We start from the raw sequence: 25,312 nt of genomic DNA on the forward strand, positions 1-25,312 counted from the left end.
GTTGCAAGAGACCGGGATGTATGATTATGGTGCAAGATTCTATATGCCGGATATGGGAAGATGGGGTGTGGTAGATCCACTGGCGGAAAAATCAAGAAGATGGTCACCATATAACTATGCGTTTAATAACCCACTGAGATTTATTGATCCGGACGGTAGAGAAAATAAAGATTGGTTACAACGTGGAAATCAAATATTTTTTGATTCGGAAATAAAAAATCAAGAACAAGCTACCGCTAAATATGGAGAAAATGCACAGCATCTTTCAGAAGGTAGTTCAATTACAACAAAAGAGAATGGAGAAACAGTTTCTCAATATACTTTTCACGATGATGGAACAATAACAAATGCTGATGGCTCTCAAAAAAGCAGTAAAGAAACATTTGAAACAAAAGATGGAACTACTATTATAGGCACAGAAAGTAAAGGTACTAGTATATCTTTTAGTATAAATGGAGTTTTAGGAGGGGGATTTGGATTTGACATTGGTTTAATTAAAGATTCAGGAAATAATTGGGGGCTGTCTTTTAATAGAAATATAAATTTCGGTTTAGGTTTTGAGGGGGGCTTCGGAATAGGACGAATTTCCTCAAATCATTCCGGACCATTTTTATTAGAAGATTACTCTGGTGAAGCAAAATCTTTTATATCACCTGTTGGGGTTACATATGGAGGTACTTTTGACCCCAAATCTACTCCCCTAGAAATGATGAACCCCTTAAATGTAGGAGCAGGGAAAAGAGGAGTTACTGAAATAAGTGCAGGATTAAAAGGAATTGGAACAGGAATTTTTTATAAACGCTCTAAAACATCTGTATGGGATTTTTAAAAAAAAATATTAACAAAATTATTTTATTATTTTTTGGAATTACATTTTGTGGGATAATTCTAAAAAAAATATTTGATCCTAACTTATCTAAATATAAATATTTTGATCAGTATTGTAATGGACGAGTTATTTCAAACTCATATGACCTTATGACGCATTTTAATGTTGTTAAATCATCAGATGGTAATAAAATTTATTTGGAAGATTTAAAAATAATTTCATTAATTAAGATAGGAGATTCTATAATAAAAAATAAAAATGCTACTTATTTGACTGTTTATAAAAAAAACAATACTAAAGTAATTTATGATATGTACAATAAAAAATTGAAAGTAGTAAAATGAAACATATTATATTAAGATTCTCTCCGCTGGCACGAGCGTCTCGCTCGTGCCCACAAATAAAACGAAACCTCTGCAACAGCGGAGGTTTTTATCTTTTTGTCTTAAGAAGCTATATTGAAGTACAATGACGCTCATACGAAGTTAATAAACAAATTTTCGTTATAAGTTTAATAAAATGAATTAGTTATGTTTTTATAAAAATCTGTATATTGGTATTACCAAATTAAAGCGTAATCCGAAAAGCATACAGAGTAGGAAAAAAATCAAAAAAACGTTACTATGAAAAACTTAAGAAAACTTTCAAAAAGAGAATTGAAAACTGTTCAGGGAGGTATCCCGATGTGTCTTGCAGGATACTTCTGGTGTTCATTTGAAAAAAAATGTATTCCTGTAGGATCGCCTTGCGGACTTATCGATTAATTTAATTCATGAAAATAATGTAAACAGGCTGTCTCAGAAATGGGATAGCCTGTTTTATGCCATCCCCACCAATCGACTTAGGAATCAGGAGCGTCAAGAAAATTTGAATGTAATCCGTTAAAAAATTTCCACTGTTTGAGCATGGGACTTACTTAGAACCGAAGCAGAGTCGGTTGATCCATACGAGTTTGGAAATTTTAGGAGTAGATTTAAATTTTTAGAGTATGATTCCCGTCTTGAACTTTTGTATCCTTTTGTTTCAAGACAAAAGTATAGATGAAAATCATAATCCGTTAAAAAATTTCCACTGTCTGAGCATGGGATGTATTTGGAACCAAAGCAGAACCGAATGATCCATGCGAGTTTGGAAATTTTAGGAGTAGATTTAAATTTTTAGAGTATGATTCCCGTCTTGAACTTTTGCCTACTTTTGCTTCAAGGCAAAAGTATAATTGAAAAAATGTTATTTTGCAATTTTAATTATAAAATTTCCGTGCGGTCCAGAAAAAATTATATTCTTGCTGTTTGTATCATTTTTCTCAATGTCATAATATTACTTGTAAATATATACATAATAAGAAATGGTTTTAGTCCCTTTGAAGGAGGATTAAATTTTTCTATCCTGCTAATGATTTCAAATATTTTTATCATTCCCGCAGCTGCAACATTTTTTTTAAACTTAAGTGACAAATTCATAATGTTGTTATTGAATATATTGGGAATAAGTATAGCTGTTTTAGGAACTTTTCTGGCTTTTATGATGATAACGATTCAATGTTAAGGGTAGATTGTGTCAATACCGACTTAGGAATCAGGAGAGTCAAGAAAATTTGAATGTAATCCGTTAAAAAATTTCCACTGTCTGAGCATGGGATGTATTTGGAACCAAAGCAGAACCGAATGATCCATGCGAGTTTGGAAATTTTAGGAGTAGATTTAAATTTTTAGAGTATGATTCCCGTCTTGAACTTTTGCATACTTTTGTTTCAAGACAAAAGTATAAATGAAAATCATATTAAATATTTCACAAGTTATTTGTTTTTACTTCCTTTTTAATCTGTGTCTTTTATTTATTAATGATATTAGCCAGCAGCCACAACATTCCTCTTCATGTATATCTTAAAATAGCAATTGCAATTCTAATTTCTACAATCCTATATTTCTATCTGCGATATATTAAAAAGAAAAAAATCAGCAGCTAGTCTCTCCTTGAAGATTGTTGTAAATGGGAAAAAAGACATCACATCTAATCGTATTAGTTTCTAGTGTTATACTGTTATTTATTAATATGTGACTTAGGAATCAGTAGCGTTAAGAAAATTTGAATGTAATCCGTTAAAAAATTTCCACTGTCTGAGTATGGGACTTATTCAGAACCGAAGCAGAACCAGATGATCCATGCGAGTTTGGAAATTTTAGGAGTAGATTTAAATTTTTAGAGTATGATTCCCGTCTTGAACTTTTGTATACTTTTGTTTCAAGACAAAAGTATAGATGAAAATCATAATCCGTTAAAAAATTCCCACTGTCTGAGCATGGGACTTACTTAGAACCGAAGCAGAACCAGATGATCCATGCGAGTTTGGAAATTTTAGGAGTAGATTTAAATTTTTAGCGGATGATTCCCGTCTTGAACTTTTGCATACTTTTGCTTCAAGGTAAAAGTATAAATGAAATCTTTATCTGATTCGCAATAGGGTTGAAAAATCATAAAAGCAGGATTTTTATCTCTCACTGAAAAACCGTATTTTTGTACATCTAAAAAGTAAAAGAACGAATGAATTCCTACAAAAATCCATTGGAAGAGCGCTACTCCAGTGAAGAAATGTTATTTAACTTCTCACATAATAACAAATTCCAGAATTGGAGAAAGCTTTGGATAGCTCTTGCTGAAATCGAAAAAGACCTTGGACTTGAAATTACAGACGAGCAGATCGCTGAGTTAAAAGCTAATGCTGAAAACATCGATTATGAGAAAGCAGCAGAGTATGAGAAAAAATTCCGTCATGATGTAATGGCTCACGTTCACGCGTATGGGGATGTGGCGCCTTCAGCAAAAGGAATTATCCACCTGGGAGCTACTTCGGCTTTTGTAGGAGACAATACAGACTTAATTCAGATACGTGACGGACTTTTAATCTTAAAGAAAAAGTTGGTTAACGTAATGAAAAATTTAGCAGATTTTGCTATTCAGTATAAAGACCTTCCGACTTTAGGATTTACACACTTTCAGCCAGCTCAGTTGACAACAGTTGGAAAAAGAGCTACCCTTTGGTTACAAAGTTTGGTTCTTGACATCGAAGAATTGGATTTCTTCCTTGAGACCCTTCGTTTCAGAGGAGTAAAAGGAACTACAGGAACGGCTGCAAGTTTCCTTGAACTTTTCAACGGAGATTACTCTAAAGTAAAACATTTAGATAAAGAACTTTCAAAAAGATTCGGTTTTGATAAGGTTTTCGGAGTTTCCGGACAGACTTACGACAGAAAAATTGATGCGAAAGTGGTTGCTTTATTAGGAAATATCGCACAATCTGCACACAAATTCACAAACGATTTACGTTTACTTCAAAACCTTAAGGAAATTGAGGAACCATTCGAGAAAAACCAGATCGGTTCATCGGCAATGGCTTACAAACGTAACCCGATGAGAAGCGAAAGAATAGGAGCATTGGCAAAATATGTAATGTCTCTGACAACAAGTTCTGCAATGGTAGCTTCTACACAATGGTTTGAAAGAACTTTAGATGACTCTGCGAACAAGAGATTAACCATTCCTCAGGCATTCTTAGCTGTTGATGCTATTCTATTGATCTGGAACAACATTCTGAACGGAATCGTTGTATATCCAAACAGAATCAACAAACACATTATGGAAGAACTTCCTTTCATGGCAACAGAATACATCATCATGGAAGAAGTAAAAGCTGGTGGAGACCGTCAGGAAATCCACGAAGTAATCAGAGTTCATTCTATGGAAGCTTCCAAGAAAGTGAAAGAAGAAGGAAAAGAAAACGACCTTATTGAGAGAATCTTAAATGATGATTCTTTAAAACTGGACAAATCAAAACTGAAAGAAGTTTTAGATCCTAAAAACTTTATTGGTTTCGCGCCGATCCAAACGGAGGAATTCATCAAAAATGAAGTACAGCCGATTATAGATCAAAATAAAGACTTAATAGGATTGGAAGCTGATCTTAAAGTATAAAACAATATGCAGTCTTTTCGGCTGCATATTTTATTTCCAACCCCGATCAATATGAAAAAACTACTGGTAACCATTTTATTGACACCCATCATTTCTTTTTCTCAGAGTAAAGAGGATTTACATTATTTCAAATCCAAAGATTCTCTGGTTGGAGTAAAAGATAAAACAGGAAAAATAATTGTTCCCGCACAGTTCAAAGTTTTTTCATTTCTTAAAGATGGAGATCCTGTAGAAGGAGAAACCATTCTTTTTGACGGAAGTAAAGAAGGCGAAGAACCGGAGAAAAATGCATGGGGCTATGTGTATGATAGAAATGGGAAATTCCTGTATCAGCCTTTCCTTTTTGACAATGGGGCAGATTATTTCTCTGAAGGATTGAGAAGATTGGTTAAAAATGGTAAAGTAGGATTTGCAGACCGAAACGGGAATACTGTTATTGTAGCTGAGCATGACTTTGCATTTCCTTTTAATTACGGATATGCTGCATTTTGTGACGGCTGCGATTGGGAAAAAACCAATGATGAACATAGATCTATTGTAGGCGGAAAATGGGGAGTGATGAATGTCAAAGGACAAACCGTTCAGCCATTAGCAAAGCCAACAGATCAGGATGTTGAAATAGATGGTAAATACTACCCGAATCCGTTTCAATACAATGAAAAGGAGAAGAATATCCTTCAGTTCTTTGAAAAGCAGAAGAAAAAACTGTCAGATCTTTATTATGTAAATTTTTATGACAAATTATCTGAAAAAGAAAAGAATCTGTTTTTCGAAATTGTAGAAAGGCCAAAAGAAAATTTTCCCTATTATCAGGTGAATACTTATAATGATAGGAAGAAAGATTTAGATATGCTTTACCGCTTCAAGTTTCTGGTTTCAGAAGATGGAAAAACATTTTATGCCATTGAGGACTTTAATGAAAAGAAAGTTCCTTTTGAAAATTGGCTGAAAGAAGAAATAAAAAATGCGGAGGATTATCAGAAAGAACATAAGGATAATCCGAATAAATTTATCAATAAATAATATAAAATTGGAAATTCGGCAGTTCAAATTTGAAGAAGATAGACTTATTCCTTTAAATTTGTACAGAATAATGGTTGAAGGAAAATCTCTTTCAAAATTTTCCAATAGAGACGGATTTAAAGAAATAAGCTTTAAGTTCAGAAAGAGTAAAAGAAAAATAAATCTAATATTAAAAATCTGATATTTAATTTTTAAATGATGTTACAAAATCAGAACCATCAGCAATTAATTACCGATCTGAAAGAACTGGTTGATAAGACTAAGTATCAGGTTGCGGCTCAGGTAAACTCAGCAATGGTGGTTTTGTACTGGAAAATCGGGCAAAGAATAAATGAAGATATTTTAGGGAATAAAAGAGCGGAGTATGGTAAAGAGATCATTTTTCAAATCTCTCAGCAGCTTACTTTAGAATTTGGAAATTCATTTTCTGAAAAAAACATCAGAAAAATGATACAGTTTGCCTCTGTTTTTGATGATTTTGAAATTGTCACATCAGCGATGCGACAATTATCATGAACATATTGAACTTATGAATCTGGAAGGGGATAACATAAAAGTTGCAGAATATTTACTTATCTTACCTTCTGAAAAAGTTTTGCTTGAAAAATTGCATCGTTCAATAGAGATAGCAAGAAATAAATTTGAAAATAAAAAATAAATCTAATATTAAAAATCTGACATCTAATGTCTAATAACAAAAGAATTTTCGTAGAAAAAAGAGGAATTTTCGATGTTGAAAGTCCAAAAATTTTTGATGAAGTAAAAGCGGTGGTTCCGGCAGTTCAAAGCGTGAAAGTATACAACGTGTATGATATTTTCAATCTGAACGACGGAGAATTTGAAAAAGTAGTGAACAATACTTTCGTAGACCCTGTTACTGATATTTTACACACAGAAAACCCTGCAAAAGCAATTCATTTCGGAATGGAATTTTTACCAGGTCAGTATGATCAGAGAGCAGATTCTGCACAGCAGTGTATCGCTTTGTTGACAGAAAATGAAAAATCAAAAGTAAGAAGTGGAAAACTGATCGAATTTGAAGGAGTTTCTGAAGCTGATTTGGTGAAAATCAAAGACCTTCTGATCAACAAAGTAGAATCTCAGGAAAAAGACTTATCAATTCTGGATATTCCTGCAGATGAAACGCCATCAAAAGTGATTATCCACGAAAACTTTATCAATTTCAATGATGCAGAGCTAGAGAATTTCTATAACAATCATGGTTTTGCTTTAGGATTGGATGACCTGAAATTCATTCAGGAATACTTCAAAACTGAAGAAAGAAATCCTACGGAAACGGAATTAAAAGTATTAGACACATATTGGAGTGACCACTGTCGTCACACGACTTTTGAAACACAGTTGTCAGACATTCAGTTTGAAGGTCAGTTCAAACATACATTGGAAACCATTTTCAATGATTATATCGAAAAAAGAAAATTCTTAGGCCGCGAATTGAAGCCAATTTCCCTAATGGATCTTGCAACAGTATGCGGTAAATATTTCCATAAAACAGGGAATCTTGATAACCTTGTCATTTCTGATGAGATCAATGCATGTACCATCCAGATCGAAGCAGAATACGACGGTAAAAAAGAACCCTGGTATTTATTATTCAAAAACGAAACACACAATCACCCTACGGAGATTGAACCGTTTGGTGGTGCATCCACTTGTTTAGGAGGGGCGATCAGAGATCCGTTATCCGGGAGATCTTTTGTATTCCAGGCAATGAGATTAACGGGAGCTGCAGATGTTTTGGAACCGGTTGATAAAACATTACCAGGAAAATTACCTCAGAAAACTATTACAAAACAGGCTGCCAACGGATATTCATCTTATGGTAACCAGATTGGTCTTGCGACTACAATGGTTTCCGAAATCTATGACGAAGGATACAAAGCCAAGAGAATGGAAGTTGGTTTCGTTACCGGAGCTGTTCCTGTGGATTGGGTAAGACGTGAGAAGCCTGAGAACGGTGATTCAATCATTATTTTAGGAGGAGCAACAGGTCGTGACGGAGTAGGAGGAGCAAGCGGAAGTTCAAAAGAACAGGATGAGACTTCTATCCATACCATGAGTTCAGAAGTTCAGAAAGGAAATGCTGTAGAAGAACGCAAAATTCAGAGATTATTCAGAAATCCTGAAGTAACGAAGCTGATCAAAAAATCAAATGACTTCGGAGCAGGAGGTGTTTCTGTAGCGATTGGTGAGATTGCAGACTCTTTGGAAGTCAACTTGGATGTATTACCATTAAAATATGAAGGATTAAACGGAACCGAACTGGCGATTTCTGAATCTCAGGAAAGAATGGCGGTAGTAGTAGATCCTCAGGATAAAGAAAAATTCATCAGATTCTGTGAAGCTGAAAACATTGTTGCCGTAGAAGTGGCAAAAGTGACAGACTCAGGAAGAATGCAGATGTTCTGGAAAGGAGATAAAATTGTAGACCTTTCAAGAGCTTTCTTAGATACCAATGGATGTTCAAAATCTCAGGAGGTGAAAATCACTCACCTTGAAGAAGTAAAAGAAGAAACAAAAGCTTTCACAGCAGAAAACTTCCTGAACATCTTAAAAGATAAAAACGTTGCTTCCCAAAAAGGGCTATTGGAAATGTTTGACTCTTCAATTGGAGCGACTACAGTTGCAATGCCTTTAGGAGGAAAATATCAGCAGACCCTGATGGAAGGAAGTGTGCAGACATTACCTGTTTTAGGAGCAAAAGATATTAAAACCGTTTCTTTGGCAAGCTGGGGATTTGATGCTGAAATTTCAAAACAAAATTCACTGTTAGGATCATCTTATGCCGTAGTAGAAAGTGTGGCGAAGATTGTTGCCATGGGAGGTGATTATAAAAATATCAGACTAAGCTTCCAGGAATACTTCGAAAAATTAGGACAAAATCCTGAGAAATGGGGTAAACCTTTAGCTTCACTTTTAGGAGCTTATGATGCGCAGATCAATTTAAGTTTGGCTGCCATCGGAGGTAAAGATTCTATGAGTGGAACGTACCAGGATCTGAATGTTCCGCCAACCTTGATTTCTTTTGCATGTGCCAATGGAGATAAAGAAAATATCATCTCTCCTGAATTGAAAAGCACAGGAAACAAACTGTATTTCTTCAACCATATCGCTCAGGAAAGCGGACTTCCAAACTATAATGCTTTAAAAGAAGTTTTTGAATTCATCTTCGAAAACATCAAAGCAGGAAAAATTGTTTCTGTGAAAACAGTGAAAGAAGGAGGTCTTGCAGTTGCTTTAGCAAAAATGAGTTTCGGAAACAGATTAGGAGCTGATATCAATGCTGATGAAAATATTTTACTGGCGAAAAATATCGGAAGCTTAGTTATTGAAGCGAAAGAAGAATTAAGCTCAGCAGCCCTTCAGCTTATCGGAGAAGTAAAAGATTCAGGTATTGTAAAGATCAACGGTCTTGAATCCAATATCGCAGACCTTGTATCTGCCAATACAAATACATTTGAAAACCTTTTCCCGACAGTAGAAAAAGAAAAGATTACGGTTGAAATTGATGAAAAATCAAACTCAATCCATCCAAGAAATATCATTATTAAAAAACACGGAATTGCACAGCCAAAAGTATTTGCTCCGGTATTCCCGGGAACCAACTGTGAGTATGACACGCTGAATGCATTCCAGAAAGAAGGTGCGGTAGTGAGCAGCCTGCCTTTGATCAATATCAACCACCAATTATTGGAGGAAAGTATTGATACATGGGTAGAAGAGATCAGAACTTCTCAGATTCTGGCATTCTCTGGAGGGTTCTCTGCTGGTGACGAGCCGGATGGTTCTGCAAAATTCATTGTTAACGTTCTAAAAAACGAGAAAATGAAAAATGCAGTTCATGAATTGTTAGACAGAGACGGTATGATCATCGGTATCTGTAACGGATTCCAGGCTCTTGTGAAATCAGGATTATTACCTTACGGAAGAATCAAAGATTTGGATGAAAACTCTCCAACGTTAGCTCACAACGCGATCAGAAGACATATCTCTCAAATGGTTACCGTAAAAGTAGTGAATGACGAAAGCCCTTGGTTAAAAGGAATGAAAGATCAGACTTTCACTATTCCGATTTCCCACGGTGAAGGACGTTTCATGGCTTCAGAAGAAGAAATCAAAAAGTTGTATGAAAACGGACAAATTGCTACCCAATACATAGATTTTGATGGAAACATCGCTCATGGGATGCCGTTCAACCCGAATAACTCATTATTCGGAATTGAAGGAGTTACCAGCCCATGTGGAAAGATTTACGGTAGAATGGGACACCCGGAAAGATTTGCCGAAGGTCTCATGAAAAATATACCAACCGCGAATTATCACAACATATTCAAAAACGGTGTTGAATACTTCAAATAACAATACAGGAAAAATGATCGTCATCTATGGCGGTCATTTTTCGTCTTTAGCCGGTTTCTACGAAGAAATTTCCAGTGTTCTGATGAAAGATGCAGATTGGAAAGTTGGAACGCTTGATGGCTTTGATGATATTCTCTACGGAGGCTTCGGAGTAATAGAAGGCAAAGAAAAAATTGAAATCATCTGGAAAGAATCAGAGAAATCAGAAAAGGACCTTGGTTTTGATGCCACTCGTGAATTCTACAACAATAAGATCAGACAAGGAAAACCATTCAATATAGAATTGATTCAGCAAAAATTAGATGATTTGACCGAAGGAAAAGGGCAAACCCTTTTTGAAATTCTGGTGGAAATTATAGAGTCCCATAGCAATATTACACTGACATTAGAATGATAAGTAATGAGTAATGAGTGGGAATATTTACATTTTCCAGCTAGCTTCAGCAAATCAACTTGTTGATTCATTCTTTGCTCCCTGGAATCAAGAGAATAGCAATAATATATTTGCGTCAAAAAGCAGAATACATTTTAAACCATTAAAAATAATAAAGACTGTAAGAAAAGTTAAGGTTCATCGCTGATGAATAAGGTATTCTGCTTCATAATAGCTTTAGCTGTTGCCTTAATAATTCTTCATTCCTTCAAAAATCTTAATGGTTCAAATAAGTTTATTCAACCAGGGTACAAAATTGGTCTATAGCTAAGTGAAACGCCCTTGCAAACGAAAACATAAAATTAATATAAACACTTAGCGCCCTTTTGCGTTAAAAACTATGCAAGTTGAAAGATATTAATAATTTTTCTCACTATTTTTACTTCAACAAAAAGGAAACAATAGAAGTTAATGAAGAAAATTATTTACGGGCTGTTCTTCGGTGACAGCATTACCTACGGAGAATATGACGGTGTTTTTGGTGGCTGGGTAGATATTCTGAAAAGATATGCCTTGCAGCAATTTCACGAGGGAAATGGTGATGAACTGATTTTATTCAATTTAGGAATCGGAGGAGAAACTACAGAAGGATTGCTGAAAAGAATTCTCCACGAGCTCAGTGCCAGAAATTCAGCTGATGGAAACCTTGTTTTTTTAAGCTACGGAGCCAACGACCTTGCGATAAAAGACGGAATACAGATTGTAGACCCTGAAAAATTTAAAAACAACATGAGTATAGCCATCGCGAATGCCAAAGAATTTCCCAACGAAATTTATCTTGTTAGCATTCTTCCTTTCTCTCAAAAAATAGATGGAGTGGTGGTAAGCTCCGGAAAAAAAAGAATCAACCAGGATGTTGTTGTCTATAATCAGATCCTTAAAGATCTTGCAGCAGAACACTCACTGGGGTATATTGATTTTTATTCTGCTTTCCTTGAAGATAAAGAAATTCTATTATCTGCAGACGGAGTGCATCCCAACGAAAAAGGCTATGGAATGATGGCTGAAGTTGCAATCCCAATTATTGAAAAATATTTATAATGCCAAATTTATTTTCTTACGGAACCTTACAGAAAGAGCAGGTTCAAATGGAAACCTTTGGAAGACTTTTACAAGGTGAAAAAGATATCTTATCAGGCTATAAATTAAAAATGCTTGAAATTACAGACCCTGAAGTACTGCGGAAAAGTGGACAGAAATACCATCCCGTACTGGAATTTTCAGGGAATGATGATGATCAGATAGAAGGTGTTCTTTTTGAAGTGACAGAAGCCGAAATCCTTCAGGCAGATGAATATGAAGTAGATGACTATAAAAGAATTGAAACCGTTTTTAAATCCGGGAAGAAAGGGTTTATTTATGTCGGAAAATAGTCATTGCAAGCAAAGCAATCTCACTAGTTCCTATAGAATTTCAACGGGATCTTTGTCATTCCGAGCAGAGCGAGGAATCTATACTATAATTGGTTTATAAAATATGTAGAGACTCCTACGGAGTGACAAAATTGGAATAGACTAAGCAAAAAGAGAATAGCCGCAGAAATTTAATTCAATAGGAACGTGCTTTAGCCCGTTTATCTAAAACGTCAACATTCAAATAGCTTTAGCTAAAACTTAAAAAAAATATCCTATTCAATCATTAAAAAAAACTACTGACACACACCTGTCACAACCTGTCCTTACTTTTGTCACAACAAAAAAATAAAGAAATGAATAACATGAAAGTGGAACCTTTTAAGGTCATCGGAATCTCAGTAAGAACAACCAATGAAAATGGGCAGGCAGGAAAAGACATTCCGGTCTTATGGGAAAAATTGATCAATGAGGATATTCTAAATTCAATTCCAAATAAGATAGACAATACCATTTATTCCATCTATACGGATTACGAAAAAGACCATACAAAGCCCTATACAACAGTTCTTGGATGTAAAGTGGAAAACCTTGATAATATTCCTGAAGGAATGGTAGGTTATTCTTTTGATGGTGGAGATTACATAAGATTTACTACAAAAGGAGATCTTTCAAAAGGGTTGGTGATCAATGAATGGTTGAAAATCTGGAAAATGGATCTCGGAAGAATATTTACTGCTGATTTTGAAATCTATGGAGAAAAGGCACAGAACCCGTCAGATGCCGAAGTAGATATCTTAATTGCCGTGAAATAAGAAAAAAGACTTTTTGCCTTCACAACTTATGAACTGAAGACGTGAAATTCCCCTCCCTCGGAGGGGTGGCAAAAATTCAGAGGATTTTTGACGGGGTGGTTTTAATCTACAAAAAACAGCTGCTTTATTGCTTGTATAAATCTTAAAATATATTTTCCATACACCAAAATCCCGACAATCACCGATGCAATGGCTGTCAAAACAACAGCACCAGCCGCAATATCTTTAATAAAGCCAATTCTTTTGTCGAAATCAGGTTGGATGATATCACAAATCTTTTCAATAGCAGTATTGAAAATTTCAGCACTTAAAACAGCAAACGAAGCAATAAAAACCAACGCTGCATCTGTGTTGTTCAGTCTGAAATAAAAAATAAGGAAAAGGTTTATAAAGAATGCGAGAACTTCGATCTGGAAATTTCTTTCCGTCTTCATCATCATGAAAACACCCCGGAAAGCATTGAGAAAACTTTTATGAAGGGGAGGTTTTTGCATAATTCTGAACTTTTCATACAAAGATAGGCTTTGTATTCTGATTGTTATGAATTATCTTTTATATTCGAAATGTGGTATTATAGGGAAAAATGATCAACATTAATTCTCTTTTGCTTCCAATACTCATGTTGTAATGCATTTTGAAGAAAAAATGTACAAATAGAAATCTGAATAAAGTGAATATTTGATGAAAATTACAAGATCAAAAGAAATTTAACCATAATATCAAGGCTCAAAACAAATTAAGGATATTTGTGAAAAACTCCTCCATATTATTCTTTTCTTTATTGTATCTATTTATTATATTTGTAGAAACTTATTTTATAAATCTATGAAATTTATTATTTCAAGTGGTGAACTGCAGAAGGCGTTGCAAACTGTAAGTGGCGTAATATCAAGCTCTCAATCGAGACCGATTTTAGAAAACTATCTTTTTGAATTAGACGGAAATAATGTTACCATTACAGCATCTGACGGCGAGACAACTCTTGTTACTTCTCTGGAAGTAAAGTCTGATGATACAGGTAAATTTGCTGTTCCTGCTAAAATTTTTCAGGATTTTATCAAGACCTATGGTGAACAGCCTCTGACATTTGTTGTAAAAGACAATGCCGAAGGTACGGGAAGCCAGCTTGAGATTTTAGATGAAAAAGATAATTTCGCAGTAGCATTAGACAATGCTGATGACTATCCTGAATTACCGGAATTTGACGCTTCACAAAGTGTTACAATGCCGGCTGGAGTTTTGTCTGAAGCTTTGACAAACACCCTATTCGCTACAAGTAATGATTCTCTTCGTCCAGTAATGACAGGAGTGCTTTTCCAGTTTGGAGAAAACGAAACCAATTTCGTATCTACAGACTCCCACAGATTGGTGGTATACAAAAGAGCAGACCTTATGAATGCGGAGCCGATGGAGTTTATCATGCCTAAAAAACCTCTGAACATTTTCAAAAATATTCTGGCGAGTTCCAACGAAGACGTTACGATCGACTTCAATGAGAATATGGCCAAGTTTACTTTTGGTAAGCATATCTGGATCTGTAGACTGATTGATGGTAAATATCCAAACTATACAGCGGTAATTCCAAAGGAAAATCCAAATGTATTGACAATCAACAGAAACCTTTTATTAGGAGCGATCAAAAGAGCATCTATCATGTCTAATAAATCTACCAACCAGGTAAGATTCAAGCTTTCCGGAAATATTCTTCACCTTCATGCAGAAGATACTGAATATGCAAACAAAGCAGACATGCAGATTCCTTGTGACTACAACGGAGAAGATATCAATATCGGATTCAGCTCAAAATTCTTAACGGAAATGCTGACCATTTTAGGATCTGATGATATTACTATGAAAATGTCTCAACCTAACAGGCCAGGGATCATTGAACCTCTTGATGGTCTTGAAGAAAATGAAAATATCTTAATGTTATCAATGCCTGTAATAGGATTATAAGATTAACATATACCCATAAAAAAGAAAGCTGGAATTTTTCCGGCTTTTTTTGTAATCCTGAATTCCGACTCATAATTGTAATGATATGGAATCGACTTGGAATTACGAGCGTCAAGAAAATTTCAATGTAATCTGTTAAAAAATTTTCACTGTTTGAGCATGGGATAGAATATTGAAACGAAGCAGAACCGGATAATCCATGTGAGTTTGTAAATTTTAGGAAGACATTAGATTTTTAGCGGATGATTCCTGTCTTTAACTTTTGTATATTTTTGCTTCAAGGCAAAAGTAGAGTAAAAACATTTTAATAAACATGAAAAAAATAACAATTCTCGGATCACTTATTTGCTCTCTATGGGCTTTTTCGCAGAAGAGTGCGAAAATGTACTATGAGCACACAAAAGATATTATCACTTACTATGCTGATAATATTGAAATCTATCCAATTTCAATAACGTTCTCCGAACAACCGGAAACAGAAAATCTGAAGAGTCCCGAAGCATTTAAAATGATCAGAGTGCTGCCTCCCAAATCAATGAAAAACAAAATTGCTTATTTTGTTGTCAACGATAATAAAAAAGGGTGGAAAATCAAGAAAATGCCTGCTTACTATACATTGGCTGGAGATGCAACAATAAAGACCTATGATGCTGACTATACCTATGATCTTCCTTTTCAAAAAGGGAAATCCTTTAATGTTTATCAGGGGTACAATGGAATATTTTCTCACCAGAATGAAAACTCTTTAGATTTTGTAATGCCTGAAGGAACCGAAATTACAGCGGCAAGAGAAGGTAAAGTGATTGATGCAGTTCAGAATAATAATACAGGATGCCCTACATCAAGTTGTGCTAATCAGGCTAATTATATTTCAATTTTACATTCGGATGGAACCATTGCGCAGTATTTTCACCTGAAACAAAATGGGGTTAAAGTTAAAATAGGTGATGAGGTTAAAAAAGGTGATTTAATAGGATTGAGCGGCAATACAGGCTGGACAAATGGCCCGCATTTACATTTCCAATGTTTTCTTCCCGATCCTTCAAAGCCTAAACAAAAGAATACACTCAAAACCCTTTTCAGAACCGGTAACGGAACTAAAACCGAGTATTTGACAGAAAAGAAAACCTATTCAAAAGAATATTAAACAGCGTTAAATCGTGTCATTTGTGAATCATTAGGGTTATTAGTGTTTTAAAATTGCTCATCATGAAAATAAAAATATACTCTTACCGCACTTCCGGTTTTCCCTCAGAATTTACCACTGAAAACTACAGTGTGGTTCTATGGAAAGGCTCTGGTATTTTTTCTGTGGATGATATTAATTATTCTTACAGCGGATACAATATTCTGTTTCTTTCCCCTTATCAAAAACTGAAACTGGCTTCGGAATCTGATGAAAATATTGATGTGCTTTTCTTCCATGGCGATTATTACTGTATAGAATATCACAAAGAAGAAGTGGCCTGTAACGGACTTCTTTTCAATAATATTTATCTGAATCCGGGGGTTGAACTCTCAGAAGAAAACTATAACTATATTCTCGAACTTTTCAGTCACATCAAAAAAGAAGAATCCGAGAAACATCAGTTTTCAGAATCCATTATCAAAACTTATATACAGCTTATTCTTGCCATTGGCAGTAAACAGAAAACCAGTATTGAGAATAGGGTATTTTCTCATGATAAACTGCCCAATAAAAATGCTGCAGAATTTCAAAAACTGTTGGAGACTCATTTTAAAAATGAAAAAGAACTGTCGTTTTACAGTGACAAACTGAGCATAACCAATAATACACTAAGCAAGGCTGTAAAGAAAGAATTTGCGAAAACACCCACTCAGCTTATTAATGAAAGAATCATTCTGGAATCTAAAAAATTACTGCATTTAACCTATAGATCTATAAAGGAAATTGCTTCAGAACTGGGATTTGCCGATGAATTTTATTTCAGCAGGTATTTTAAAAAATCGGTAGGATGTTCCCCAAAAAAATACAGAGAACAAGTGGGAATTTCCGTGGTGGCGAAAATGTCCATGTAATGTCCCAAAATATCTATGTTGGCGCTGTAGGCATGTGAATACCTTTGTTAAAAAATAAATCATATGCAAGACAACAGACTTTACCACCGTTTATTACAATGGGACACCTGGTTTTTCAATTTTCTCAGAATTTCAATTTTTATCGTTATGGCCTGGATTGGAGGCTTGAAGGCGTTTCATTACGAAGCTGAAGGAATTGTACCCTTTGTCGCCAATAGTCCCTTCATGAGTTACTTCTATAAAAATGCAGGGAATAAAGTTCTTAATGAAGACAAAAAGCCTGTTGCAGAATATACCCTGTATAAAAATCCGGAAGGAAAGGTTATCCAGAAAAATATTGATTGGCATAAAGAAAATGGAACATACACGTTTTCTTATGGTTTAGGGACAATGATCGTAATAATCGGAGTTTTGGTATTATTGGGGATCTGGTTTCCTAAAATCGGAGCATTGGGAGGTGCTTTAACGTTTTTAATGTCATTGGTTACCCTTTCATTTTTAGGAACTACTCCGGAAGTATATGTACCAAATATGGGTGGAGATTATCCCACACCACAGTTTGGATTTCCCTATCTGTCCGGAGCAGGACGTTTGGTGTTGAAAGATATTATTATGATGGCCGGAGGATTGGTATTATTTTCTGATAGTCTGAAGAAAGTAGTGAGACCATCTGATCATTAGATTCCTCAATAAGAAGCAGAAGTATTAATGAAAATTAATTATCTTAAAATCGCTTCTAAATTTCTCTATTTCTCAAAAAAACACGACATTTGTAGCTCGAAAATTCACACTTGAATATGGCGTGGAATTTCAAATAAAAATTTCAAAATAGAGCAGATGAAACCGAAAGGCTCATTTGACGAATTAAATAAGTAGATAGATTAACAAATGAAAATATCAAACAACTGGCTGAAGGACTTTGTAAAAACGGAATCAAAAACTGAAAGAATCGGTGAATTCCTTACAGATATAGGTCTTGAGGTTGAAGGGATAGATAAATTTGAAAGTGTAAGAGGCAGTCTGGAAGGAATTATTGTAGGTAAAGTATTAACCTGCGAAAAGCATCCGAATGCTGACAAACTGAAGAAGACAACAGTAGATGTAGGAAACGGAAAAGTATTGAATATTGTTTGCGGAGCTCCTAACGTAGAAGCAGGACAGACTGTTCCTGTAGCCGTTGTCGGAACAAAAATCTATGACAAAACCGGAAACTTTTTTGAAATTAAAGAAGCCAAAATCAGAGGAGAGGTTTCTCAGGGAATGATCTGCGCAGAAGATGAATTAGGTCTTAGCGAAGATCACGGAGGAATCATGGTGCTGGATGAAACCCAATATGAAGTAGGAAAAAACTTTGCAGACTATTTTGAACTGACTAATGATGAGGTGTTTGAAATCGGATTAACACCGAACAGAACAGATGCGATGTCTCACTATGGAGTTGCAAGAGATCTTCATGCCTATCTTTCTACCAACCAGCTGAAGTCCCAATTTAATAAAGTAGCTTCCGAAGCTTTGAATAGTGAGGGAACTCATGGTTTCAAACTGGAAATTGAAGATGCTGAATTATGCCCAAGATATATCGGAGCGGTTATTGAAGACGTAAAAGTAGCAGAATCTCCATCCTGGTTAAAAGACAGATTAAAAGCGATCGGACTAAGCCCGATTAACAACGTTGTAGATATTACCAACTATATTCTTCACGGGTACGGACAGCCGCTTCACGCATTTGATGCAGATAAAATTGCAGACAAGAAAGTGAAAGTAGGGGTCGTAAAACCGGGAACGAAGTTTACTACTTTAGACGGAGTTGAAAGAACATTGAATGGTTCTGAAATCATGATCAAAGACGGTAAAGATAATCCAATGTGTATCGCCGGAGTATTCGGTGGTGAGAATTCCGGAGTATCAGAAACTACCAAAACGATATTCCTGGAAAGTGCTTACTTTAATCCGATTGCGGTAAGAAAGGGGGCAAAGGCTCACAGCTTGAATACAGATGCGTCTTTCAGATTTGAAAGAGGAGTAGACCCGAATATTACACGAACGGCAATTACTCACGCTATTAAAATGATTCAGGAAATTGCTGAAGGAAAATTAGTAGGAGATCTGTTGGAAGAATATCCTAAGAAAATTGAAGACAGCTATGTGATCCTGAGATTCTCTAAAATTGAGCAGATTTTAGGAACAAAAATCCACAGAGAAAAAGTAAAGGAAATCTTAAAAGCATTGGAAATTCAGGTTTTAAATGAAATTCCAAATGGTTTTGAAATCTCTGTTCCTGCGTACAGAGCAGATGTAACAAGAGAAATTGATGTCATTGAAGAGATCTTAAGAATCTACGGATATAATAAAATTGATGCTCCACAGAAAATTTCGTTTACCCCTGTTAAGCTTAGTGCTAACGATCAGGATGAACTGGAAAACAGCTGGGCAAGAGCTTTACAGAGCATTGGCTTCAACGAAGTAATGAATAACTCATTGACTTCTGTAAAAGACGAAACTGATGCCGTAAAACTGTTAAATCCTTTAAGCGGAGATTTAGCATTCATGAGAAAGTCTTTATTGGAAGGACTTCTTCAGAATGCCGTATATAACATCAACAGAAAGAATCAGGATATTAAATTCTTCGAATTAGGAAAAATTTACCACAAAAAAGAAAAATACGAAGAAAGAAAACAATTGGCTTTGTTGGTTTCCGGAAGAGATGTTGCGGAAAACTGGCTTCAGCCTAAATCTGCTGTAAGTTTCTATAATCTTAAAGCTTATGTAAAAGTTTTATTGGAAAGACTTGCTGTAGAGTATAAAGAAGCAGCTCTGTCTGATGAAAGATTCTCTGATGCTTTGGTATATGAAGTTGATGGTAAAGCCTTGGTAAGAATCGGAAAAGTATTTCCTGCTTTATTAAAAGATTTCGATATTGATCAGGATTGTTTCTATGCAGAAATTGAACTGGAATATGCTCAGGAACTGCGTTCTAAAAATGAACTGAAATTCAAAGACATTCCGAAATTCAACAAGATCAGAAGAGACTTAGCTTTATTGATTGATAAAAATGTAAACTATCAGGATCTATATCAGACCGCTAAAAAGAATAAATCTCCATTCATTAAGAGTGTTAACTTATTCGATGTGTATGAAGGTAAAAATCTTCCTGAAGGCAAGAAATCTTATGCAATGAGCTTCGAGTTGTTAAACGAAGACAAAACACTGGAAGAAAAAGAGATCACAGAAGTAATGGATTCTCTGATCAAAGCTTTCCAGAAAGAATTCAACGCTGAGTTGAGATCCTAATACTTGAAAATATATATTTCAATATAACAGAAACGGACTTTTAAAAGTCCGTTTTTTTGTTTTATTGCGCTGGTGTTAGGCTTGGGCAAAAGCTATTGGTATGTTTGTATTTTAAACAAACAGGCTTCCTTCGACTAAGCTCAGGATAATAGCCCGTTCCTATTGAATTCCATTAGTGATATTAGTGAAAAGATTAATGTTATTCGTGTTTAAAAGAAAATAAGCATGATCATCCTTCCAGGAGCATTTTTTACTAAAAAGGACCAGAAAAATATTCAAAATAACAAGTGTTAAAGAATAATAAAATTCACCGCAGCCCGTTTAAATAATATAATTTCCGTAAATTTGGATTAATTCAAAAAGAAAAAAATGAAAAATCTTTTTTTAAGCATATGTACAGCTGCAGTATTGGCTTCATGTGGATCTATGACAAGCCCGTCTGCTTCTAAAGTAGGAAAAGCTCAGCCTGCTCTTGCCAACACAAAATGGACACTGGCTGAAACGGTAAAAGGAAAAGTTCCGACATTGAATATTGAAGGAGAGAAAATCACAGGAAATGCCGGATGTAATAACTATTTCGGAACGGCTACCATAGATCCGTCTACAGGTGGTTTTACAGCCGGACAAATGGGATCTACAAAAATGATGTGCAACAACATCGGAGTAGAGCAGAACTTTATGGATATGATGGGAAAAGCAAACAAATATGTGATTTCCGGAAATACTTTAGAATTGTATAAAGACAATCTCTTATTATTGAAATTCACTAAATCAGAATAAAAAAACAAAAGGAACTCAATTGAGTTCCTTTTTTATGTTTAGAGTGTTATTAATCTTCCTCTTCTTCGTCGTACTTAGCCAACTCTTCGTCGCACCATTTAAACGCTGCTTCTACTACTTTAGTAGCTTCGTCTGCCATAGTTTCTTCATCATCACCTTCAAGATCATCTAACCACTCAACTTCTTCTTCCTCAACGTTTAAGATAAATCTTGGGTATTCTGTATGAACTACAAATAGATCCTCTGGAAACTCCGAATTATCTGCTAATAAAAACTTTGGTAATTTCATTTTTTTAATGTTTTAACTTTCTCAAAGATAAATAAAATTATTGACTTTAAAATTACTTCAAAAACATTTTTGAAACTTTTTCAGCTTTTTTACTTTCAGAATAATCATAGAATCCTTCCCCTGATTTTACACCAAGTTTCCCTGCTGTTACCATATTTACAAGCAATGGGTTAGGCGCATATTTCGGATTTTTGAAACCGTCATACATTACATTCAGAATGGCAAGACATACATCAAGACCAATAAAGTCTGCCAGCTGAAGCGGGCCCATTGGATGTGCCATTCCCAATTTCATTACCGTATCAATTTCCTCTACACCAGCCACTCCGTTATAAAGCGTTTCGATAGACTCATTGATCATTGGCATCAAAATTCTGTTAGCCACAAAACCTGGATAATCATTCACCTCTACAGGAACTTTACCTAAAGTTTTGCTCATTTCATAAATGGCATCAAAAGTCTCCTTAGAAGTAGAATATCCTTTGATGATTTCTACAAGTTTCATGATTGGAACCGGATTCATAAAGTGCATTCCGATTACTTTATCAGCTCTTTTAGTAGCTGCCGCAATTTTTGTAATAGATATAGATGAGGTATTGGTAGCAAGGATACAGCCTTCAGGAGCCAGTTCATCCATTTGGCCAAAGATCTTCAGTTTAAGATCCATATTTTCTGTAGCAGCTTCTACAATAAGGTCTGCAGCACCTACTGCATCATTCAGTGCTGTAAAAGTAGTGATATTGCCAAGCGTTTCAGCTTTTTGTTCCTCTGTAAGATTTCCTTTTGCAATGATTCTGTCAAGATTGGTAGTAATGGTTTTCAAACCTCTGTCCAGAGCTTCCTGAGATACATCTACAAGATTTACTTTAAAACCGCTTTGTGCGAAAGTATGTGCAATACCATTTCCCATGGTTCCCGCTCCGATAACGACAATGTTTTTGATCATTTTTCCTTTATTTTTTATAGATAGTTAAATTTTTTACGTCAGTAAGATCCGATTGAGAAACAACCGTTGCCGAATCAAAGAAAACGGTTCCTGTACTTTGGTTTTTCTTACTGTTGTTCTGATTAGAAACGGTAGCCGTTAATCCTCTTATAAGACGGCTTTTCTGATTTTTTGTAAGATAGTCAGTACCAACATATAATGTGAATTCACCTTCTCTGCCTCTTCCTTTTTGTTGTAGAATTTCCAGGCTTTTTACCCTGCTTTTATTCTTGAATTCCTTCAGAAAGCTAATAACGGGTTTGTCTGAAGGCGGGCCGCAGCATACACTTCCATAGCTGATCTCCAGATAATTCTGATTCTTCTGTGAGTAAAAGAATGTGAAAGCCAGCAGAGCCGTTGTTACTATTATTTTTTTCATGTTAAAAATCGCTTAAAAATAAGCTTAAAATTTTATTTATTAAAATATACCCAAACCTCCTTGGAAATATCAGAAATCATCCTGCAGTTTACCGCATCTGTTTCCATTGAATTACTGACAAATACAGCTAATGCATAATGTTTTCCATTGGGTAAAGTAACGATGCCGATTTCATTTTCTGCCCCTGTTAAACCTGCCTTATTTTTTCCGGAAGCTCCCGTTTTTCTGGCCACAGGAGTGTTTTTTGGAAGTCGCTCTACCATTTTGTTTAACCCTGTTGAAGTAGATAACATGACCTGCATCAGATAATCTGTCGACTTTTTAGATAATAATTTTCCGTCATAAAACTTTTTCAGGACATCAACTGCAGATTGGGTAGTACTGTAATTTTCATACTGAACTTTCCAGTCTTTATGCATTGCCTCTTCATTATATTTGATCTGAAAACCTTTCACTCCTTTGGAATCCATGAATTTTTGTACAGGCTGAGTTCCTCCCAATAGCCTGAGAAGAATATCGCAGCCATTATTATCACTTTTAGCAACAGTATATTCAATCACTTCACTTAACGGAATTTCAACGTTCCCTGCCGGATATTGATCGCGTAGCGGGGACCATGTATTTTCAAGTAAATTTGATTTGTTGAGTGCAACTTTCTGATCTAATGAAAGTTTTCCCTGATCTACAGCATTCAGAACTGCAGCGGCAATATGAAATTTGAAGACACTTTGCATCGGAAGCTTTTTGTCTGCATTTTTATCATATTTAAAACTATTCTCAAAGCCTAAGACAGAAACACCAACAGTTGCTTTTTTGTTTTTAAGAATTGAGTTTATTTTTTGTTCCAACAAAGAAGTCTGGGCAAAGGTAAATGCCGAAATCAGAAGAAAAAAGAATGCTGTTTTTTTCATAATACCGAAATTAAAAAGCTCTCCTTTGAAGACCAAAAGAGAGCTGCAATTTAAGATAATTATTACTATTTTACTTCAAAATAATTCAGATTGGCACCATCATTTTCAAAGAATATTCTGATACTGTTTTTTCCTTTCTGAAGGCTTATGTTTTTTACAGAAATTGTTTTCCAGTTCTCATTTCCTCCACTTGAAGCTAATGATACCGTCGCTAAAACTTTTCCGGAAGCTGTTTCAATCCTTATTTTTGAATCAGTGGATGATGCATACCGGAGGTCGAACGTATAATTTTTGTCTCCTTTTGACTGAACAGTATACTGGAGCCATTCCCCGGATTCTGTTTTTCCCACATAATACTGATTGGTAATTTTATCATTACACTTATAAATATCTACACCATCATTTCTCATCTGCTGTCCGGAGTTCCATTCTGATCTTTTTGCAGGATCACTTACCCATAGATTAATGAAATCTTTATCCAGATAAGCAGAACCCATTCTTCCCAGATCATATTCCGAAGCAAATATCCTTCCCGGAACCTGATGATTTTTAAATGGTTTTGTTGAAGCATCCTTTGTCTGCCTGAACATCGCATCAATAACATCTTTTTTAACTTCCGTATTGCTCAGTTTATAGTTATCAGCAATCTGCATCAAAGCTTTTTTGGCATACTCTTTTGAAGGCTTTTTACCGCCGTTTTTCCAGTAATCCAATAGCTTTTCATATTCAGGAGTGATCTTTACATTGGTGATTCCTGCAATATTATCAATCTTTTTCATCGGCCAGAATGCATACCCGATATTATGTTGATCCAAAAGCTGAATAAGCTCAGTAAACCATACATTGGAATTTTCTCCTGTTTCACCAAGCCAGATCGGCATATTATGCTTTTCTCTCAGATCCAGTGCAAACTGCAGGGTTTGGTTATCATTGTAATTCCAGTATTTATGAAAGCTGAAAGCCATATTATTGTCCCAGATAGCCGGCAGTCCGTTATAATTATTTCCCCAGCCGTTTCCTTCAATGAAAATAATATGCTTTTTATCAACTTCTCTGATGGCAGCCGTGATGTCCTTCTGAAGTTTCCAAAGCGGAGCATTAGACATTTCATCAGTACCGTTCGGGTTTTTACCGGTGAAATTGATATTAGGCTCATTAATCAGGTCGTAGCCTCCAATCCATGGACTGTCTTTATATCGTTCCGCCAGTTTTTTCCAGAACGCTATAGTTTTTCTCTGATTCTCTTCATTGGCCCAAAGCGAAGGTTTTGACTTATCATTATCAGAAATATTGACATCATTTCCCTGTCCGCCCGGAGCAGCATGAAGGTCTAGGATGAGGTAAATTTTATTATCGGCACACCATTGAAGCAGGTCATCGGTCATTTTAAAACCTTCTTCCAGCCATGTATCTTTTCCTTTTACAGGTTCTTTTTCAATAGGAAGTGTGTAAAGATTGTAATGCATGGGAAGCCGTATCGAATTGAATCCTGATTTTGCCAGAAAATCAATATCCTGTTTGGTGATTCCGTTTTTCAGATAAGCCTTGTAAAACTCATTCATGCCATCTTCACCAATTAACTCAGCAATTTTCTCCTTGATTTTATACTGAGGACCGGCAAAGTCAGCTGTTTTCAGCATATATCCTTCCTGAAGCATCCAGCCACCAGGACCCAGACCTCTCAATTGGATATTTTCACCTTTATCATTAACGATTTTTTGTCCGGAAGTCTTTAATAATTGTGATGTCCCAAATTGAGACAATAAAAGTGCGGATATTACAATAGCTCTTTTCATAATGGTTTCAATGGTTTAAAATAGTAGGGAAATTAAAGATTATAATGAATGATGACAGGGTAAGATGATGCTATATTCACATCA

General features: G+C 35.4%; 24 protein-coding genes. 18 read left to right on the forward strand and 6 right to left on the reverse strand.

Translation table 11 applies throughout. From position 1 onward, the window contains the following. The 12 genes from FN817_RS22685 to FN817_RS22730 all read left to right on the forward strand — a co-directional run. The coding region (locus FN817_RS22685; RefSeq protein ID WP_142719903.1) for an RHS repeat-associated core domain-containing protein at positions 1–829 on the forward strand (829 nt) is incomplete at its 5' end. After that, positions 817–1,173 carry a hypothetical protein gene (locus tag FN817_RS22690; protein WP_142719904.1) on the forward strand — a complete coding sequence of 119 codons (357 nt, stop codon included), beginning with the start codon at positions 817–819 and terminating at the stop codon, positions 1,171–1,173. The genes FN817_RS22685 and FN817_RS22690, both read left to right, overlap by 13 nt. Before the next feature lie 279 nt (positions 1,174–1,452). Beyond that, the gene (locus FN817_RS23310; RefSeq protein ID WP_156120973.1) at positions 1,453–1,593 is read left to right on the forward strand and encodes a bacteriocin-like protein; all 141 of its coding nucleotides are present in this window, start codon (positions 1,453–1,455) and stop codon (positions 1,591–1,593) included. Positions 1,594–3,370: 1,777 nt separating this feature from the next. Further along, a complete protein-coding gene (gene purB / locus FN817_RS22695) occupies positions 3,371–4,798 on the forward strand; it encodes an adenylosuccinate lyase (protein ID WP_047421604.1) in 1,428 nt (475 codons plus the stop codon). Between the two features lie 51 nt (positions 4,799–4,849). After that, on the forward strand, positions 4,850–5,821 hold the full coding sequence (locus FN817_RS22700; protein ID WP_228451642.1) for a WG repeat-containing protein: 972 nt from the start codon (positions 4,850–4,852) through the stop codon (positions 5,819–5,821). A gap of 195 nt (positions 5,822–6,016) precedes the next feature. Next, positions 6,017–6,337, forward strand: a complete 321-nt coding sequence (locus FN817_RS22705) for a DUF1016 N-terminal domain-containing protein (protein ID WP_142719906.1) — start codon at positions 6,017–6,019, stop codon at positions 6,335–6,337. Between the two features lie 13 nt (positions 6,338–6,350). Next, positions 6,351–6,479: a hypothetical protein gene (locus FN817_RS23500; RefSeq protein ID WP_262708443.1), complete on the forward strand. Its 129-nt coding sequence runs from the start codon at positions 6,351–6,353 to the stop codon at positions 6,477–6,479. Positions 6,480–6,505: 26 nt separating this feature from the next. After that, positions 6,506–10,201: a phosphoribosylformylglycinamidine synthase gene (locus FN817_RS22710; RefSeq protein ID WP_142719907.1), complete on the forward strand. Its 3,696-nt coding sequence runs from the start codon at positions 6,506–6,508 to the stop codon at positions 10,199–10,201. Then, entirely contained in the window at positions 10,182–10,595 is a 414-nt protein-coding gene (locus tag FN817_RS22715) for a ribonuclease inhibitor (RefSeq protein WP_142719908.1), read from the forward strand. The genes FN817_RS22710 and FN817_RS22715 overlap by 20 nt, the downstream gene beginning before the upstream one ends. 450 nt (positions 10,596–11,045) lie before the next feature. Beyond that, on the forward strand, positions 11,046–11,675 hold the full coding sequence (locus FN817_RS22720; protein ID WP_142719909.1) for an SGNH/GDSL hydrolase family protein: 630 nt from the start codon (positions 11,046–11,048) through the stop codon (positions 11,673–11,675). Further along, positions 11,675–12,007: a gamma-glutamylcyclotransferase family protein gene (locus FN817_RS22725; RefSeq protein WP_142719910.1), complete on the forward strand. Its 333-nt coding sequence runs from the start codon at positions 11,675–11,677 to the stop codon at positions 12,005–12,007. The genes FN817_RS22720 and FN817_RS22725 overlap by 1 nt, the downstream gene beginning before the upstream one ends. Positions 12,008–12,342: 335 nt before the next feature. Beyond that, a complete protein-coding gene (locus FN817_RS22730; RefSeq protein WP_142719911.1) occupies positions 12,343–12,801 on the forward strand; it encodes a GyrI-like domain-containing protein in 459 nt (152 codons plus the stop codon). 101 nt (positions 12,802–12,902) lie between these two features. Here FN817_RS22730 and FN817_RS22735 read toward each other — a convergent pair whose 3' ends face one another. Beyond that, positions 12,903–13,295 (reverse strand): diacylglycerol kinase family protein, encoded by a 393-nt coding sequence (locus tag FN817_RS22735; RefSeq protein ID WP_142719912.1) that lies wholly within the window; start codon positions 13,293–13,295, stop codon positions 12,903–12,905. 331 nt (positions 13,296–13,626) lie between these two features. Between FN817_RS22735 and dnaN the strand changes: the two genes are divergently transcribed. From dnaN to FN817_RS22765, 6 genes are all read left to right on the forward strand, one after another. Next, positions 13,627–14,757 carry a DNA polymerase III subunit beta gene (dnaN, locus tag FN817_RS22740; protein ID WP_034699704.1) on the forward strand — a complete coding sequence of 377 codons (1,131 nt, stop codon included), beginning with the start codon at positions 13,627–13,629 and terminating at the stop codon, positions 14,755–14,757. Between the two features lie 313 nt (positions 14,758–15,070). Beyond that, the gene (locus FN817_RS22745) at positions 15,071–15,904 is read left to right on the forward strand and encodes a M23 family metallopeptidase (protein ID WP_142719913.1); all 834 of its coding nucleotides are present in this window, start codon (positions 15,071–15,073) and stop codon (positions 15,902–15,904) included. A gap of 62 nt (positions 15,905–15,966) precedes the next feature. Further along, positions 15,967–16,797, forward strand: a complete 831-nt coding sequence (locus FN817_RS22750) for an AraC family transcriptional regulator (RefSeq protein ID WP_142719914.1) — start codon at positions 15,967–15,969, stop codon at positions 16,795–16,797. Between the two features lie 63 nt (positions 16,798–16,860). Continuing rightward, positions 16,861–17,478: a DUF417 family protein gene (locus tag FN817_RS22755; protein ID WP_142719915.1), complete on the forward strand. Its 618-nt coding sequence runs from the start codon at positions 16,861–16,863 to the stop codon at positions 17,476–17,478. A gap of 207 nt (positions 17,479–17,685) precedes the next feature. Beyond that, the gene (gene pheT / locus FN817_RS22760; protein ID WP_142719916.1) at positions 17,686–20,088 is read left to right on the forward strand and encodes a phenylalanine--tRNA ligase subunit beta; all 2,403 of its coding nucleotides are present in this window, start codon (positions 17,686–17,688) and stop codon (positions 20,086–20,088) included. 369 nt (positions 20,089–20,457) lie between these two features. Then, the gene (locus FN817_RS22765) at positions 20,458–20,868 is read left to right on the forward strand and encodes an META domain-containing protein (protein WP_047421614.1); all 411 of its coding nucleotides are present in this window, start codon (positions 20,458–20,460) and stop codon (positions 20,866–20,868) included. 49 nt (positions 20,869–20,917) lie between these two features. On the opposite strand, the gene FN817_RS22770 is transcribed toward FN817_RS22765, so the two are convergent. The 5 genes from FN817_RS22770 to FN817_RS22790 form a co-directional block, all read right to left on the reverse strand. Then, a complete protein-coding gene (locus FN817_RS22770; RefSeq protein ID WP_002977986.1) occupies positions 20,918–21,157 on the reverse strand; it encodes a hypothetical protein in 240 nt (79 codons plus the stop codon). A 52-nt stretch (positions 21,158–21,209) separates the two neighbouring features. Continuing rightward, entirely contained in the window at positions 21,210–22,100 is an 891-nt protein-coding gene (locus tag FN817_RS22775; RefSeq protein ID WP_174774454.1) for a 3-hydroxybutyryl-CoA dehydrogenase, read from the reverse strand. Between the two features lie 10 nt (positions 22,101–22,110). Next, positions 22,111–22,521 carry a hypothetical protein gene (locus FN817_RS22780; protein ID WP_142719917.1) on the reverse strand — a complete coding sequence of 137 codons (411 nt, stop codon included), beginning with the start codon at positions 22,519–22,521 and terminating at the stop codon, positions 22,111–22,113. 32 nt (positions 22,522–22,553) lie between these two features. Continuing rightward, entirely contained in the window at positions 22,554–23,432 is an 879-nt protein-coding gene (gene bla-A, locus FN817_RS22785) for a CGA/CIA family class A beta-lactamase (RefSeq protein WP_142719918.1), read from the reverse strand. A gap of 65 nt (positions 23,433–23,497) precedes the next feature. Further along, positions 23,498–25,228, reverse strand: a complete 1,731-nt coding sequence (locus FN817_RS22790; RefSeq protein WP_142719919.1) for a cellulase family glycosylhydrolase — start codon at positions 25,226–25,228, stop codon at positions 23,498–23,500. Between the last annotated feature and the right edge of the window lie 84 nt (positions 25,229–25,312).

The organism is Chryseobacterium rhizoplanae (assembly GCF_900182655.1).
In the GTDB taxonomy this organism is placed as follows: Bacteria; Bacteroidota; Bacteroidia; order Flavobacteriales; family Weeksellaceae; genus Chryseobacterium; species Chryseobacterium rhizoplanae.